At 61.5% G+C, this 15800-nt stretch carries 13 protein-coding genes; 2 read left to right on the forward strand and 11 right to left on the reverse strand.

Features of this window, described 5'->3' with window-relative positions; all coding sequences use genetic code 11:
- Window positions 1-6: 6 nt before the first annotated feature.
- The 9 genes from DXT59_RS17320 to DXT59_RS17360 all read right to left on the reverse strand — a co-directional run bounded on the left by DXT59_RS17320 (window position 7) and on the right by DXT59_RS17360 (window position 10479).
- Window positions 7-1335 carry an ATP-grasp domain-containing protein gene (locus DXT59_RS17320; protein WP_116138098.1) on the reverse strand — a complete coding sequence of 443 codons (1329 nt, stop codon included), beginning with the start codon at window positions 1333-1335 and terminating at the stop codon, window positions 7-9.
- Window positions 1336-1347: 12 nt separating this feature from the next.
- A complete protein-coding gene (locus DXT59_RS17325; RefSeq protein ID WP_240324555.1) occupies window positions 1348-2700 on the reverse strand; it encodes an ATP-grasp domain-containing protein in 1353 nt (450 codons plus the stop codon).
- A complete protein-coding gene (locus tag DXT59_RS17330) occupies window positions 2697-4052 on the reverse strand; it encodes an ATP-grasp domain-containing protein (protein ID WP_240324556.1) in 1356 nt (451 codons plus the stop codon). The genes DXT59_RS17325 and DXT59_RS17330 overlap by 4 nt, the downstream gene beginning before the upstream one ends.
- 16 nt (window positions 4053-4068) lie before the next feature.
- On the reverse strand, window positions 4069-4749 hold the full coding sequence (locus tag DXT59_RS17335; RefSeq protein WP_240324557.1) for a heme oxygenase-like domain-containing protein: 681 nt from the start codon (window positions 4747-4749) through the stop codon (window positions 4069-4071).
- 146 nt (window positions 4750-4895) lie between these two features.
- On the reverse strand, window positions 4896-5186 hold the full coding sequence (locus DXT59_RS17340; RefSeq protein WP_116138100.1) for a 2Fe-2S iron-sulfur cluster-binding protein: 291 nt from the start codon (window positions 5184-5186) through the stop codon (window positions 4896-4898).
- A gap of 604 nt (window positions 5187-5790) precedes the next feature.
- Window positions 5791-6294, reverse strand: a complete 504-nt coding sequence (locus DXT59_RS17345; RefSeq protein WP_116138101.1) for a winged helix-turn-helix transcriptional regulator — start codon at window positions 6292-6294, stop codon at window positions 5791-5793.
- Between the two features lie 255 nt (window positions 6295-6549).
- On the reverse strand, window positions 6550-7275 hold the full coding sequence (locus tag DXT59_RS17350; protein WP_116138102.1) for a hypothetical protein: 726 nt from the start codon (window positions 7273-7275) through the stop codon (window positions 6550-6552).
- A 73-nt stretch (window positions 7276-7348) separates the two neighbouring features.
- Entirely contained in the window at window positions 7349-8896 is a 1548-nt protein-coding gene (locus tag DXT59_RS17355; protein WP_205417444.1) for an MFS transporter, read from the reverse strand.
- Window positions 8897-9288: 392 nt separating this feature from the next.
- Entirely contained in the window at window positions 9289-10479 is a 1191-nt protein-coding gene (locus DXT59_RS17360; RefSeq protein WP_116138103.1) for a hypothetical protein, read from the reverse strand.
- 107 nt (window positions 10480-10586) lie between these two features.
- Here DXT59_RS17360 and DXT59_RS17365 point away from each other — a divergent pair, with 107 nt between their 5' ends.
- Both DXT59_RS17365 and acpA read left to right on the forward strand, forming a co-directional pair.
- Window positions 10587-11462 carry a LysR substrate-binding domain-containing protein gene (locus DXT59_RS17365; protein ID WP_116138104.1) on the forward strand — a complete coding sequence of 292 codons (876 nt, stop codon included), beginning with the start codon at window positions 10587-10589 and terminating at the stop codon, window positions 11460-11462.
- 338 nt (window positions 11463-11800) lie between these two features.
- Window positions 11801-13381, forward strand: a complete 1581-nt coding sequence (gene acpA, locus DXT59_RS17370; RefSeq protein ID WP_116138105.1) for an acid phosphatase — start codon at window positions 11801-11803, stop codon at window positions 13379-13381.
- Window positions 13382-13521: 140 nt separating this feature from the next.
- Here acpA and DXT59_RS17375 read toward each other — a convergent pair whose 3' ends face one another.
- Entirely contained in the window at window positions 13522-14277 is a 756-nt protein-coding gene (locus DXT59_RS17375; protein ID WP_116138106.1) for a cupin domain-containing protein, read from the reverse strand.
- A gap of 60 nt (window positions 14278-14337) precedes the next feature.
- The gene (locus DXT59_RS17380) at window positions 14338-15798 is read right to left on the reverse strand and encodes an aldehyde dehydrogenase family protein (protein ID WP_116138107.1); all 1461 of its coding nucleotides are present in this window, start codon (window positions 15796-15798) and stop codon (window positions 14338-14340) included.
- Between the last annotated feature and the right edge of the window lie 2 nt (window positions 15799-15800).

A 15800-nucleotide genomic window follows, 5' to 3' on the forward strand; every position in this document is an offset into this window, starting at 1 on the left:
CTCCTCTCAGCGGTCGGTATTGACTAGGTGCATTTCTCGGTGCGGCGCTGCGTGGCGCAATGCGGCGTGCGGCAGGTCCGGGCGCGAGCGCAGCCTCGACGCGGCGGTCTCTCTTGCGGCATCGCCTGCCGCAAAGAGCGCGCTGATCCAGTCTCTCGTCTGCTCCCAGTTCTCATGTGCGACGATTCCGGCAAGCGGCGCTTCGTGGGCCGAATAGGTGATCCTTCGCTTGATCGGCGCGCCCGCCGGCAATTCGATCCAACGCACGAGCGCGGGATCGCCGCGAAAGGCGTCGATGCCGGCGATCCCTTCGTAAGCATCCGTGTCGAGGGTGTGTCCCGGGAACACGAACCACCCGTGCCAGCGAGGCTGCGCTTGCGTTCGGGGGAGCGCGCGCGAGGGACGCCCGTCGAGCAGCAGGCGCAGTTCCTCCGAAGGAAGGTGCACGCCGGTTGCATACTCGAACGTCGCGACGACATCGGCTCCCCCCACGCGATTGCCGACTTCGAGAAACACAAGCGTTTTGCCGTGCTCGATGGCTTCGAGGTGGAAGCTGCCCTGCTCAATGCCGACGGCGGCCAGCGCGGACGCCGCCCAAGCTCCCGCTTGCGTCGAGACGGGGAAGTGATACGAGCCGAGCGGCCTGCCATTCGCGAACGCGAGGCATGTGCCGATGTAGCGGCTGGCCGTAATCGTCAGCACTTCGCCGTTCGAGACGAGACCGTCGAAATGCAGGATGTCGCCGGTGACGAATTCCTCGACTTCGTAGTCGTCGATGGCCTGTGCATCGGCATCGAGCCGGGCGACGCCCGAGCGGCGCTCGCGAATCGCCACGGCTGCCGCTTCGGGCGTCTCGAAGATGACGACGTCCTCGCTCGATGCGCCGCTCAGCGGCTTCAGGACGGTGCGGCCCAGCCATTGCGCCGAAGCGGTGGAAGCCATGAGCGCGCCGAGGCTGACGAACTTCGGCACGCGCAGCCCTGCTTTGCGCACGGCGTCCTTCATCGCGACCTTGTCGCGGACGAGACGCACTTCGTCGAAAGTGGCGCCCGGCGTGCCGAGCCAAGCACGCAGCTTCGCCGCGTCGAGCAAGTCGTATTCCGACAGGGCAATCACACGATCGAACGAACGAGGCGCTTGACTGAGCCACGCCTGCGCTTCATCGAACGTGCCCGCGCGACCGGGACGCTGCACGCGCTCGCAACGCAACCCGGCAGGCAGCGTGGCCAGCAAATCCGGAACGCCGAAATACGTCACGTCATGCCGGTCATGGTCGATGCCGCGCGCGTATTCGATGCGCGGGTAAGGCACGCGGTGCAAAACAAGAATGTTCATGTCGCGCTCCCGTCAAGCCGCGGCCAACGAGGCCCGCGCATCGATGCTGCTGCGCTCGGGCTCGAAGAATTCGCGCGCTTCACCGAGCACCGAAAGCCAAATCGCGCGCACGGTGGCGACGGCGCTGCGCATGTCGAGCGCCTCGCTATCGGCGGCGAAGCAGGCTTGCGCGGCGAAGTCGGCATTGTCGTGCGGCAATGCCGGGATGTGGCGCGTCCCCTCCCCCAGCCAGCCGAATTCGAGCCGTCGCATCGAGTCCACGCCCAGCAGCGAAGCGGCGCGTGCGAGCGTCCGGTCGAACAGTTGCTCGCCGTCCTCCTGCGACGGTACCGTGAGGAGTCCGTCGGCGGGTACGCCCAGCATGACCGTCGCGGCTCGCCGTTCCGACGCCGAAAGCAGCGGCTCGCGGGCCGCGCCGAATGCCGCATCGACCCAGAGACCATAGAAATCGATGCCGTACACGTACTGCGCGATCGTCCAGATCTTCATGCCGGCGGGCCGGCGATTCGGCTCGACCACGGCCGCGCGCAGCCCCGCGTCGTCGAGCTTGATTTCGTTGTGAAACGGGCCTTTTTGCTGGCCGACGAGCACGTTCGCGAGCCGCCCCGCGCGCGTCAACGTCGCGCGCTCCGTGGCCGTGATGCGCGCGGGAAGAATCTGCGCGACCTCGACGGGATAGCGCCCGTTGGCACTAACCTTCTCCGTTACGAACTCGGTCGTCCCCACACCGTCGAATGAAAATTCGCGAGCAAACGGGATCAGCGTTTCGCAGATCGCGCCGCGTGACAGATAAGGCGCCACCGCGGCAAATGCGGCCTCGAGACTGTCGCCGGCTTTGACGATCACGACGCCGCGGTTGTTGCCTTCACAGGAAGGCTTGACGACGAACCCGTCGGGATGCGCGTCCGCGAACCGGCGCAGGTCCTCGACGCCGAATACCTCGACGCAGTCGGGGACCATCACGTTCTGAGCTTCGAGCAAATTGCGCACGGCGGTTTCGCTGACGCGATAGTCCCGCTTGCTGTACGCATTGCCGGCAAGCACCGCCGAGTCGACGCGCAGCCCGAGACGTTCGAGCAAGGCGGCACCGCTTTGGACGGCATTGTCGGAGAACACCATACCGGCGCGCAAACGATCGCGCCAAGGCTTCAGGTAAAACACCGCCTGCTCGACGAAATCGTCGGCGAGCGGGTCGAGATCGATCGCCGCTTGACACAGTTGTAGATCGCGCTCCGTGGGGTTCGCGCGAATCAGAATGGTCTCGGCCCCGTGCCGCTCGCGCGCATAAGATGCGATATGCGCGACGTCGGACACACGAGTGAGGTTGTAGTCGATGATCAACAGCATGGGTCGGTTGCCGTTCACGATTGTGTCTCCAATGCAAGCGATGGGTTGCGGTAGCGCACGTCGATGGCGCTTGCCGATTCGACCAGCAGGTCGTTCAGCGTTGCATCGCGCTCGTCACGCGTCATCCGCCACAGCAGTTGGCCGAGAAAGGATTCGCGCGGGGTGTCGTCCACCACGTCGCCTGGTTTGAGCAGGATCTGCTCGATGGCCGGGCGCCGCCCGCCGCCGCGCAGCTCGATGCTTTCGATTTGCCCCGGCGCGGCGAAATACACGCGGAAGAAGGTCGCCAGCGCCGTGGGTGCCGAGCCGTCCGTTCGATACGAAAGACGCCGCAACATCGCGGACAGTCCCGCGTAAGGCGCTCCGTTGGTCTGCTCGAGCAGCAGCGCTAGCCAAAGGTCCAGCAAACTGGCTTCCGCGTTCAGCGCCTTCACGCTGTGAGAAATGAGGCTGCCGCCGACCCGCGGATTGATCTCGATCAGATCCCAGTGCTTCCCGTCGAACCGGGCCTCGACGTGAAAGCAACCCCAATCGAGCTGCAATTGCGCAAAGACCGACCTCAGCCAGACGAGCCCCACCGCGATCTGCCGCGTCGACAGCGAGGCCGGCGGGCTCGTGCAACTGTCCTCGAGCACGGTGCCGTTGGTTTCGGTGAGCTCGCACTTCTCGTGCACGCCCACGACATGTACCTCCCCTTGCGCTGCAAGCACCTCGAAACTGAACTCCGTGCCCTCGAGATAGTCTTCGGCGACGAACGAGACGTCCTCGCCGAGCGCCGATCCATACACCGTGTCGTCGCGCGCCTGCTCGACGATCGCGGCAAGTTGTGCCCAACTCGTATCGGCCGCGAGGCGGAACGCTCCGTACGAGGCGATTCCTCGCGCCGGCTTAATGAAGTAGCGGCCGCCTTCGCGCTTCAATGCATCGAGCACGTCGGGCGTCAGTATGCGCGCGGCAACCCTCGACAAGCCGGCGCCGTATAGCTCGCTTCGAACCGCGAACTTGTTGCGCAGAAAGTCGATCCGCTGTGCCGGCAGATCGCTGGCGCCCAGACGTTGATTCGCATGCGCCATCAACGCGCGGTAGCCTTCCCAAACACTGATGCACGCGCTGATGGTGCGCCCCGACGCGCGCAACGAGGCGATGGCGCGTTCGACGCCCTCGATATTCAGCACATGCGAGTCGCTCGAAAGCACCACTCGCGCCATGCCTCGCAGCTTCTGCAGCCTTTGCTCTCCATGCTCGGGCAGCGGAAGAGAGCTGAGCACGAACGGTTGCAGGCCGCGGGCCTTGATCGCTGCGATCAGGTCCTCCGCGAACGAGAAACCGCAATGACTCAAAATAAGAACGCCGCTATTCGCCATCGCCATGTCTCCTCTCGGATCGTCAGGCCGCGGCCTTCAGAGCCGGCTCGATCTTGTCTTCGTAAAGCTCCTTGAAGTAGAGCGCCAGCACCGTTTGATGCTCACGCAGATAGCGTTTGAGCGCGTCGATGTCGTCGTCGCTGCCGATCAAGTGCCGGATCGCCGCCCATACCTCGCCCGGGTGGTCATCGTTGATGTCGGTGTGCGAATGTGCGATCTGGCCGACGATATTCGTCTCGCCCACCGACTCCTTGAGCGCCTTCAGCTTGCGCGGCTCGAGCTTCACGTTGACGTACTCGACGAGATACGAGTAGGCGATCACCCCGAGCGGGCCTTCATGGTCGAGCAGGTACGAGAAGTAACCCGTGAGCAGCTTGGTCGACAGGTACGGCTCCGTATCGAGGAACTGCTCGCGCGATACCCCGGCACGCTCGAGGTCCTGAATGAACAACTCGTCGTGCAGCATTTCCTCGCGCTCGTAGTTGGCCCAGATCTGCGCAGCTTCGGGGCTTCGCTTGGCGACTTCGGCGAGCGCCTTCGATTCCGATACGCGCAAGAGCCTAATGCGCCAAGCCGTTTCGATCAGATGCCGTTTGTAATAATCGGAATCGATTTTCTTGCCTTCGAGGTGCGCCGCATAAGGCACGGTTTCGTACCAGTTATCGATTTGCGCATCGATAATCGAATCGATTTCTTTGCGCACTTCAAGCGACCGTTGGGCATTGAGAAACGGAGTGCGGTTGCCCAAGCCAGTATTTTTAACGCGATTGCCCATAATTCCTTCCTTGGTGAATGAGAAGAATCGACTGCGCGAAAACCCTAATCGACAAACCAGCCAGATTTAAACTACTACGAAACGACTTGAATCGTTACCGCTCCTCCGACATGGCACTGACATGCCAACCTGAATGAGTCACCCGGATACCCGAGCGTCTCCAAAAAATCCTTCTCCTCTCGGCTCTTGTTGCCCAGATAATCGATGCCGTTTAATATCTCAATTACGCAGGCACCGCACACACCGGCCTTGCAGCCGAATGGGATGGATTCCTGCCCATATAACTCGAATTCAAGCTCGGTCAATGGACTTCCATCCGGCAATACCACCTCCACGCTCTGAGGCATGAGCTTTACCGTTGGCATGGCTGCTCCAAATTGAGTTTCTTCTCGACGGTAGAAAAGCGGAGAACGTGAAACCCGCACCCGCTTCTCACCGGCGGGTTATGCGTTGCGGGTAACTATAGAGCACTGAGTTTCAATTTGCAACTAGTTCTTTTATGAATTTTCCGTGATTTGTTTATACAACCCTGTATAAGAAGATCACTTAACCGCCATTGTTATTTGAGCGCTTAATGCAGGACCCACCAGAGGGAAGACAATATTCGAACGCTATAATGGTTTATACGGATCAGAACAAAGAGATGGCTTAATTATAAGTATTATTTCAGCGCTTAATTCGGGGCGCGCCAAAAATAAGACGATAACTGGCGCCGTCAAGGCAACTTTTATATCTCCATGCACCCGCTATTCTGATTTGATAAATAGATATCTGAATCTGGAATTAGCAAATTCCCTATGCGCTTAAATCACGCATCCGCGCGATAGCGGGACGGACGCGCACGCTGTCATGTGTTCGAAGACAGTCGGTATAGTTGTTCAGACGACTATGCCGAAGCGCTGCCGCGGAGAACTTTTTCGAGCTGGGGGCGCTTCCGGTTCACGGGCGCGGCGTCGCGCGCCCCTACGGCTAGTGCGTTTCGCGAAGACCGGCTTTCGATGACGCGTCGGCTGTGGCCTCGGTGATTTCCACGGCCGATTTGACCATGGTGTCGTCGGGGCCGAGCAGCCGCCCGTCTTGAGACCGTAGTTCGAGGCGCTTGACAGGCAACCCCTGTTGCGCATCGACGAGGCACACGTGGCATTCGCCGGGCTCGAAGAAATACGCTTCGCCCCACTGCCTCAAGGCGACGAGCAACGGGAACAGCCCCTTGCCTTTCTCGGTCAGCACATACTTCTGGTAGGCGCTGCCGTCGGAAGCCGGCACCGTTTCGAGAATGCCGTGATTGACTAGGTTACGCAGCCGCGTAGTCAGGATATTCTTGGCGAGCCCCAGGTTCTTCTGGAATTCGCCGAAGCGCTGAAGGCCGTCGAAGGCATCACGAACGATGAGAAGCGACCACCAGTCTCCAATCGCGTCCAAGGGTCTCGCGATCGGGCAAGACGTTCCCTTGTGACTCGTTCGCTTTACCATCGCGGCCCTCCAGTTTCATGTGAACACACGGGTCGGGCCTGCTTCGATCGCATACGTCGGGTGGACGCATTCTCGGGCATCATGTTTCGATCCTGATCGAATCGCCAGACCATGAACGCACCGCAACTTCGTACAACGAGGTCGTGCGAAACCGCAGGGCAACTAGTTCCATTATAAAACTCGTTGCGCGGCACGACAAATGAGGTTGCGCCGCATTCATGCGGCCGGTATCGCCGCACGCCCCCGCTTACTTGCTCAGCGCTCGCGAAGACGAAAGTCCTCGAAGCGGATCCATACGAGCAAGCGATTCCGATCGGGCTGCCCATCGGCGTTGCGCGCGTATGCATGACGCCGTGTGGGAAAACGAAGCCCTTGCGCTTCGACGTAGTCGGAGACGTAGTGCGCGACTTGCGCCTTGCTCGAAACATCGAGCTCGTAGTCTTGGCGCCGCAGCAGGAAATCCGGACCGAAGTAAAAGCGCTGCGTGGCGCTGTGGCTTGCCAACGTATCGGGCAGCACGACGTTCAATACGCGCCAGATCTCGCCGTCCTCGTACCAGGGGGCGGTCTCCTCGACTTGCACTCCCGGCAGCGCAAGCAGGAACGGAGTCGCCAAATACGTCCACAGGGCGTAGCCGTTGAAATAAGCTCGGTGCGAGATATCCCAGTACGTGTGGGGTCCGTATCCGGCGAACGCGGCGCGCGGGTCAAGCAGTTCCTCGACGAGTTGGTGATCGTAGTCCTCGATTGCCACGCGGCTCGGGGTAAAGGTCATGCGGTGATTGGGCGCATCGTACGGGGCGATGCTCGTCCATTCTTCCGCCGTCTTGATCGTGACGTTGCCCCAACCATGGTTTTCGGGAATCCCCTTCGAAGGCCAGAAGGGTCCCCCCGTTGCGCTCTTCACGGCCAACTCGCTGAACGAATTCCAGCGTTCGAGTCCACCGTGAGCGTCGAGCACTTTGCTCAAGAGATCGTTCATACGTCGTTCCTCTGCGTAGGGAGGCAGGATCGGTATCGCGCCTCATCGTCGGCGCGATACCGAAGTCGGTCGATCAGGTCCGCACTTGTTGGCTCGAGCTTTTCGGCGCGAAAATGAGGAAGCTGATTGCGCCCAACACCCAGACGCTGAACCCGCCGTACAGCATCAGCCAACTGAACCCTTCCACGAGCGCGCCGTGCAAGATCGATCCGGTCGGATCGGCTTGCGTGAGCACCGGGAAGTGCTGGCTCAGCGACTCGGTGCTGCCGCCGCTGGCGATCCGCTCAGCCAGCGTTTGGAGATCGGCTGCGCTGACCGTGTTCGGCAAGGCGTTCTGCAGATGGTCGACGATACCCGCCACGAGCACGAAGCCCATCACGGCGATATTGATGGCAAGGCTGATCAAGCGCGCGCTGATGTCCATGCCCGATGCCATCCCTGCACGATTGGAGGGCACTGAGCCCGTGGTCGTATTCGTCGTCGGCGTATTGGTGAGCCCAAGGCCGATGCCCGCGACCAACGAACCCGGCAGCATCGTCCAACCGCTTGCAATGGCCGAGGTCGCGCCGAAGCGCATCAAGATGAAGCCGAGGCCGATCGTGAACATACCGAGCGGAATGATGACGCCCGGCTGGTACCGATGCGAGAGCTTTTCCGCGACGGGCGGAATGACGAGCGTCGGCAGCGTGTAGGCCAGCAGCGAAAGGCCCGCGGTGACGACATCGTAGTGAAGTCCCGTTTGGTAGAAGATCGGCAAGAAAATGATGAACGGCCAGAAGCTGAAATTCATGCCGACCGAGCCCATGATCGCACCGGAGAAGCGGCGAATGCGGAACACCGAGAAATCGAACATCGGATGCGAGTTGATTTGCTCGACGATCACGAACACGACGAAGCTGACGATCGTCGCGCCGATGATGTAGAGCGCCGTGCGGCTCGTGAAGCCGAGTTCGGAGCCTTGCGTGATGTAGTACGTCAACCCGAACACCGCGAGCGAAAGCGTGACGATACCGAGAATGTCGAGCTTTTTGGCATCGGGGTCGCTCGATTCCTCCACGCTGCCGAGCGCGAGGAACAGCGTCAATACGGCAAGCGGAACGTGAATCAAAAACACCCATTGCCAGCCTGAGAGCGCGGCGATCGCCCCGCCGATCATCGGCCCGAAGCCAAGGCCGAAGCCCAGGAAGATGCCCCAGATGCCGAAAGCTTTGACGCGCTCCGCGCCTTCCTTGAATTGATTCGACAAGATGGCGATGATGCAAATGAACATCGATCCGCCGCCCATCCCTTGAACAAACCGAGCCGCGATCAAGAGCGGCGTGCTATGTGTGAGGCCGCAAATCAGCGAGGCCGCGCCGAACACCGACAAGCTGATGATGAACATCAGCTTTCTGCCGTAACGGTCGGCAAGTGTCCCAGCCGCCATCAAGACGGTGGTGCAGGCGATCGTGTAGGCATTCATGATCCATTGCAGATCTTTGAAATCCGCGTGCAACAGCTTCTCGAGCGTCGCCAAGATCACCGGCACGCTCGATATTTCCAACGCGAACATTAGCTGCGCCAGGCAGATAGCCGCCAACGCTATGGTGTTTCTACTGGAGCGAGTGTAGGAAATGTCCATGGGTCGTTTTTCCCAATTCGATGTTAACGGGCCGGTTGTGCCATCGGCCGGCAGTGCGCCATGGCGTGCAGCGATTGATAACCAGCGACAAAACGGATAACGAAAAGGCGATCCGCGCAATGGGCACTCGAGAACAACGCAAGGCAGCTATGCGAGGCATCTCGAGCCGCAGTTCGACGAGATGCGGCGTGAGGCTGGGTCCGGATGGACATCGTCGACTCCCGTCGATGTGGTTTTAATTTGAAACCGACTGAATGCTAATCGAAGCAGTCTCAATTTGCAACCATGATGTGCGCGGACGCGCCGTCAGGCCGGACGGTGCCGGGGGCGACGCTCGATATTTGGAGGAAAGGAAGGCGGCCGGAAGAATTTGGAGGGGTGGCCGGGATTCGTTACATGGTCGACAACGCGTAGCCCAGCAAGCGTTCGTTTTCTCCGAGCCCCTCGCAATTCGGTTCATTCGACGCGAAGTGGGATTTCTCCGTCGCGTCATAGCAGCGGTACACCGGAACCGTGTTGCTCCGCGGCTTCGCGTAGGCCCATCCGGCCGTGCGCAACCGCCGGTAGCCATGCGCCTCGCAAAAGCCTTTCTCCGCGAGAAGGTGCTCGCGATGGCCCGATCTATCGCTATCGCAATCCTCGAGCTCGACGCTATCTGTCGTGGGAAGCGGGCTAGTCGACAGATATCCGGTCTGCCCGTCTTGCCTGTATGGCGCGGGAACCGGCGCGGTGGTGGGCCAGCGATCGCGATGTACCGGATCGAACCAGCGCGCCAGCATCTCCACGACCTGCGGTGCATCGGCCGAACGCCTCGGCTCAACGTCGATCTCGCGGAACACCAAATTCCAGCGCGCGATGCTCGCTCCCGCCCCGGCCATCAGTCGCGTCGCATTACCGCCGAGCCCGGGTTGATCCCAACCACCCTGAAAGTATTTTCGCCAGTTGCGAGGCGACGGGTCCCCGCTAGGGGCCCGCGCGACGATCAGGCCGCTATCGCGCGGCCGAAAGCAGTAGGCGTAGAGGTACCCGTCGCGGCCATCGACAGCCGTGCAATCGCCCTCGCCGGTGTTCCTGCCCGGTGTCGGCAAATCCGTTCCGGTTATGAACTGGCCGAGGCTGCGCCAAGTCAGTCCGTCGTCGGTCGAAGTGGCGAGCGCCATGGATTTGTGGGTTTGGCCCGCCGCGTAGTCGCAAGCCGTCTCCGTATGGACGAACCCGAGAACGGTTGCACCGATGCGCTCGGCGTGATTGAGCCACTGACCGCAAGCGCTATAACTTCCCGGTGCTCCGGGTGTCAGGACGATACGCCCCGGCCCGCCCATATCAAGGGGCGTCTTGCCGTCGATCGCCGTGGTTTGCCCATGCGCGTCGAAGCCCCGGAAGCCCCCGCCCGGCAACTCGATCTCGGTAAAGCGGTTGTCGGCAATATCCGCCGCCGGACCGCGCACCATATGCGCAAGCCCAACGCGAATGTGAAGGCACGCGCCGCACGATGGAGTCAGGGCGGTCTCACTTCGTGCGAGCGCCGCGAAACTGAGGAAGAGAACGACCACGAAAGCGCGTACCAGCATTGCTTTTTTCATTCAGCATCTCCTTTAGCGCGATCGATATAAGCCTTCCTTACATTGCCCCGACACCAGCCTGTCATCTACCCACGGCACTATCCCCGTATTCTTCCTCCGGCCTCACCATGCTCGCCCTGCTTGCCGCCGCCTTTTACGAAACCGCTCGCCAAGGCAGCGTCACCGCCGCGGCCAAGCGGCTCGAGGTCAGCCAACCCACCATCACCGCGCGAATCCAGCAGCTCGAACGTCATTACGGCGTCGAGCTTTTCCATCGCCGCGGGAATCGCCTCGACCTCAGCGACGCAGGCGCTTCGCTCATGCCGCTCGTCGGCGAGATGCTGCAAATCGAAAACGATATTGATTTCGCTTTACGCAACGAGCAGGAACTACGCACTGGTACGCTCCGCGTCGGCACCACGGGCCCCTTCTACATCCTGCCCGCGATCGCCGCCTTTCGACGCCAGTATCCGGCCGTCAGGATCAACGTGGAAATCGGCAACTCGCAACAGGTGCTCGATGCGCTCGTGGATTTTCGCGTGGATGTCGCCGTGTCGTCGCAACAAAACGAAGACCCTCGCTTCGTACGCCATACGATAGCCAACGATCGGCTCGTCGCCGTCGTGCACCGCGCGCATCCGCTCGCTTCGCGCGATACCGTCTCGCTCGCGGACTTGACCGGGCACACACTGCTCATGCGTGAATCGGGCTCACGCACGCGCGTGCTGATGGAACACGTGCTTTCGCAAGCGGGCGTGCAACTGCCCTCGAACACCATCGAACTCGGCAGCCGTGAAGCGGTTCGCGAAGCCGTTCGGTGCGAGATGGGTTGCACGCTGATGCCGAGCGGCGAAGTAGGCGCCTGTCCGGATTTGTGCGCGGTCGCGATCATCGACGATATGCCGTCGATCGGCGAGTACCTGTACTACCTCGAAGCGCGCGCCGGGACCCGGCTCATGGCCGCATTCCTCGCAAATGTCGCCCACTGCGGCGACCCGGTATAGCCGTATCGCTTCTTTTAGACATATTCGATTCGATAATTAATCATTCTTCAGAATAACTCAATTACAAAACTTCCGTTAACCGAAGAACGCCGATACTAGTATCAGATTTTTTTCGAGCCTCCCCGCCGGGCCAGGCGGCCACAGGGGGCGAGCGCATATTTGTCCGTATTTCCCTAATTATTTTTATGAAATTGTCACGATCGGCGCTTAGGCTCTGTCGCCGCGACTGATCGATCTGTTCTTCGCGGAACCTGGAATCTTCGCCGGGTGTTTTGGGGTGGCGTGAGTAACGGCCGTTTTGCGTTGCTCTTTAATTTTCTTAAAACAAGGTATAAAACATGGAAGCAAACCGTTTGCGACCGATTACGGTTGCGCTGCGCGGCGCTCTTGCCGGCGCGGTCCTGGTCGTCTCTCTTGCCGGCTGCGGCTCCAGCAATAGCACGCCGGCTGCCGCAACAGGTGATATCAGCAAGGTCCAAAACGTGGTGGTCATTTATTTGGAAAACCGCTCGTTCGACAACCTGTTCGGCAACTTCCCCGGTGCAAACGGCATTGCTAACGTCACGGCGGCCAACGCCCAAGTCGATTTCGACGGCAAAACCGTGCTGACGAAGCTGCCGGCCGTGTGGGGCAGCGAGACGGATCCGTCGCTCGGTCTGGTCAGCACGCTGCCCAATGCGCCGTACCGCCTCGATGCGGCGCCCATCAACAGCACGATGAGCGTCGCCGGGCCGGACCTCGTGCATCGCTTCTATCAGCACCAGATGCAGATCAACGGCGGCGCCAACAACATGTTCGCGGCCTACTCGAACCGAGGCGGCTACGTCATGGGCTACTACGACGGTTCGGGCTTGAACCTCTATAAGCTCGCCAAGCAATACACGTTGGCCGACAACTTCTTCCAAGGCGCATTCGGCGGCTCTTTCCTGAATCACCAATATCTCGTCTGCGCCTGTGCCCCCACCTACCCCAACGCGCCGGCCAGCGAGATCGCCACGGTCGACGCGAGCGGCAAGGCGCTGCAGATCGATCCGACTTCGCCGGCCAGCGCGAACCAAGGGCAAGTCAAGTTCGTCCATGACGGCTCTGTCACTCCGGACGGCTATGCGATCAACACGATCCTGCCGCCGTACCAGCCGAGCGCGGCGCCGTCGGCCCCCGGGCAGGACGTGCGGCTGGCGAACCCCGCCGGCGACGCCTATGAAGGTTCGGCCGTCCTGCCGCCGATCGACTCCAGCAAATTCACGACCATCGGCGATACGCTCACGGCGGCCGGCGTCAATTGGAAATGGTATGCGGGTGAATGGAACAATGCGCTCGTCGAAGGTCTGACCGTACGCGACAGCAAGAACTACAAGCTGATCTGGACGGAAACCCCGGGCCAACCCGACTTCGAGCCGCATCATCAGCCGTTCAACTACTACAGTCGCTTCGACCCGACGACGACGCAGGGACAAACCGAGCGCGCAAACCACCTGCAAGACGCGACGAACATGCTGAGCGACGCGGCAAACGGGACGTTGCCGCCGGTTTCGTTCTATAAGCCCGCCGGCAATCTGAATGCCCACCCCGGCTACTCGGATGTGGAAAGCGCCGATGCCGATCTCGCCAACGTGCTCAATACGCTGCAAAAGAGCCCGCAATGGGCGCATATGGCGATCGTCGTAACCACGGACGAATTCGGCGGCTTCTTCGATCACGTCGCACCGCCCGCGGGTGACCGCTGGGGCCCCGGCTCGCGAATCCCCGCCGTCGTCATCTCGCCCTATGCAAAGAAGGGCTACGTCGATCACACCTACTACGATACGGCGTCGATCCTCAAGTTCATCACGAAGCGTTTCAACCTGAAGCCATTGGCCGGATTCCGCCCGGCCACCGGCGATCTCACGAACGCGTTCGACTTTACGCAAACGCCTTGAGATCTTGATCCAGCGATCCGCACGATAAGGCCGGCTATCGTATCCGGCTGAATCGACGGTACGAGAAGGGGCCGGCACGCATCAACGCGCCGGCCCCTTGCGATCTCGGGACTCAATGGCTTCGCCGGCGATGGGCGGCATCACGCCGGCCGAAAAATCGCGTAGACCTTTGCGACGTGCTCGCGACTGTCCCAACTGCACCGGGCGCCCTGCTCGATCAGAAAGATGTCCCCGCGCTCGAACGTGGCCGTGCGGCCGGATTCGTCGACGAATGTCACCCTGCCTTCCAGCAGGTACATCAGCTCGCAATGGCCGTAAAACAGCGCACTACGCTGATAGGCCGTCGAGTCCCAAGTGCCGCAAACGAATGCGCCATCGTCGGAGCGGTAGTCGGTAAAGTTGCGGCAGGCGGGTACGGGTGAAAGCAGCAACTCCGCGGGCGGCGTGCCCGACGGCTCCAAGTTCGGCGCAGGTTCTATCGGAACGATCCGACCCGTGGCGCACCGGCCGCGCTGGTAACGCATGAAGACGATCGAAACCGGGCCTTTAGCCGACCAAGAAAACGCCACGCCGCACCCCAGTACCGCGCTGTCCCCCGGCCGCATCGTCAACTCGCGCGCCCCCTCCTGCTTCAACGCGATTTCACCTTCCGCCACGATGAGGAATTCATCTACCGGCTGCGGCGGCACAAAACCGCTGCCCGCGTCGAGCGTTAGCACACCCGCGCTCAATGGGCCGGCCGGCCAATCCAGAAATCGGCGGCTGGAAAGGAAGCCATCGACATCGCCCGAGTGGTTCGGCTCGTTGCGTCGACTTTCGTCCGAAGCGAACTTGCGCAGGTCTACAAACGATCGTACGTTGCGCTGTTCGAGCGCTGCTTGCTCTGATGTGGGCATATTGTGTTGTCCTCGATTGATCGAATGAGCGCCGTTATCGCGTCGAGCCCCGCCGCTGCTTCAAGCGTCGTAATACCCGAGGATCGACTTCACCTCCATGTACTCTTCCATTCCTTCGATGCCGTATTCGCGGCCGTTGCCCGATTGCTTGTACCCGCCGAAGGGCGCTTGCGGATCCCACGCCGGATAGTTCAGGTGCACCTGGCCGGACCGGATTTGCGCCGCGACGGCGCGCGTAAGCGCCTTATCCGTGCCTTGCACATGCGCGCCGAGCCCATACACCGTATCGTTGGCGATCGCGATTGCTTCTTCCACGGAGTCGTAGGCAAGGATGGCGAGGACGGGTCCGAAGATTTCTTCCCGGGCGATCGTCATGTCCGTGCGGACATCGGAAAAAATCGTGGGCCGTACGTAGAACCCCTTATCGAGTCCAGCGGGACTTCCCGGTCCGCCCGCAATGAGCTTGGCGCGTTCGTCGATGCCGGCTTCGATCATCGCGCGCACCCTGTCGAACTGCGCGCGATTGGCCAGCGGGCCGTGGGTCGTCGTCTCGACGAAAGGATCGCCGACGATCATCTGCCGCGCGGCTGCCACCGCCAATTCCTCGACCGAGTGCAACTGGCCGCGCGGCACGATCAAACGCGTCGGCGCGCTACACGACTGGCCCATATTCCGAAACGCGGCCGCCACGCCGAGAGAGACCGCACGCGGCAGATCGGCATCGGGTAAGACGATGTTGGGCGATTTGCCGCCAAGCTCCTGCGCCACGCGCTTGACTGTGGGGGCCGCTGCTTGCGCCACCAGCACACCGGCGCGCGTCGAACCGGTGATCGACACCATATCGACTTGCGGATGCGACGCCAGCACCGTCCCGACTTCGGTGCCTGTGCCGCATACTAAGTTGAACACGCCAGCGGGAACGCCCGCGTCCGCGACGACTTCCGCGAACAGCAGCGCGCTGAGCGCAGACAGCTCACTGGGTTTGAGCACTACCGTGCAACCCGCCGCGAGGGCCGGGCCGACCTTCGCCGTGATTTGATAGATAGGCCAATTCCAGGGGGTGATCAACGCACAGACGCCGATCGGCTCGCGGACGACCGCGGTCGTCCCCCGCCGCGTCTCGAACGCGTAGCGAATCAAGTTGTCGCGGGCGACCCGGATATGCTCCGCCGCGAGGGGAACATGCGCGGCCCGCGCATAGCCGATCGGGGCGCCCATCTCCGTGGTGAGCGCCGTGGCGAATAGTTCGGCTCGCTCCAGCATCAAGCGATGCACCCGGTCGAGCAGCGCCGCGCGCTCGTGCGGCGGCATGGCCGACCAGCCCGCGAAAGCCTCACGCGCGGCCTGCACGGCTCGGTCGGCGTCGCGTGCGTTGCCGAGGACGATTTCGCAGACGGCGTCCTCGGTGGACGGCGAAACGACAGCGACTCGATCGGTACTCTCGGGGGCGATCCATTCGCCGTCGATGTAAAAACGATCCAGCCGGCCGCCTTGCGCCAGGTGACGAACAGGTGAAGTCATTG

The sequence above is a fragment of the Trinickia diaoshuihuensis genome (assembly GCF_003390925.1).
Classification (GTDB): domain Bacteria; phylum Pseudomonadota; class Gammaproteobacteria; order Burkholderiales; family Burkholderiaceae; genus Trinickia; species Trinickia diaoshuihuensis.

Coding starts and splice junctions, on each gene's coding strand:
- DXT59_RS17360 (WP_116138103.1), bottom strand. CDS start 10,479: ATGAAAAAAGCAATGCTGGTACGCGCTTTCGTGGTCGTTCTCTTCCTC.
- DXT59_RS17320 (WP_116138098.1), bottom strand. CDS start 1,335: ATGAACATTCTTGTTTTGCACCGCGTGCCTTACCCGCGCATCGAATAC.
- acpA (WP_116138105.1), top strand. CDS start 11,801: ATGGAAGCAAACCGTTTGCGACCGATTACGGTTGCGCTGCGCGGCGCT.
- DXT59_RS17340 (WP_116138100.1), bottom strand. CDS start 5,186: ATGCCAACGGTAAAGCTCATGCCTCAGAGCGTGGAGGTGGTATTGCCG.
- DXT59_RS17380 (WP_116138107.1), bottom strand. CDS start 15,798: ATGACTTCACCTGTTCGTCACCTGGCGCAAGGCGGCCGGCTGGATCGT.
- DXT59_RS17350 (WP_116138102.1), bottom strand. CDS start 7,275: ATGAACGATCTCTTGAGCAAAGTGCTCGACGCTCACGGTGGACTCGAA.
- DXT59_RS17365 (WP_116138104.1), top strand. CDS start 10,587: ATGCTCGCCCTGCTTGCCGCCGCCTTTTACGAAACCGCTCGCCAAGGC.
- DXT59_RS17330 (WP_240324556.1), bottom strand. CDS start 4,052: ATGGCGATGGCGAATAGCGGCGTTCTTATTTTGAGTCATTGCGGTTTC.
- DXT59_RS17375 (WP_116138106.1), bottom strand. CDS start 14,277: ATGCCCACATCAGAGCAAGCAGCGCTCGAACAGCGCAACGTACGATCG.
- DXT59_RS17355 (WP_205417444.1), bottom strand. CDS start 8,896: ATGGACATTTCCTACACTCGCTCCAGTAGAAACACCATAGCGTTGGCG.
- DXT59_RS17345 (WP_116138101.1), bottom strand. CDS start 6,294: ATGGTAAAGCGAACGAGTCACAAGGGAACGTCTTGCCCGATCGCGAGA.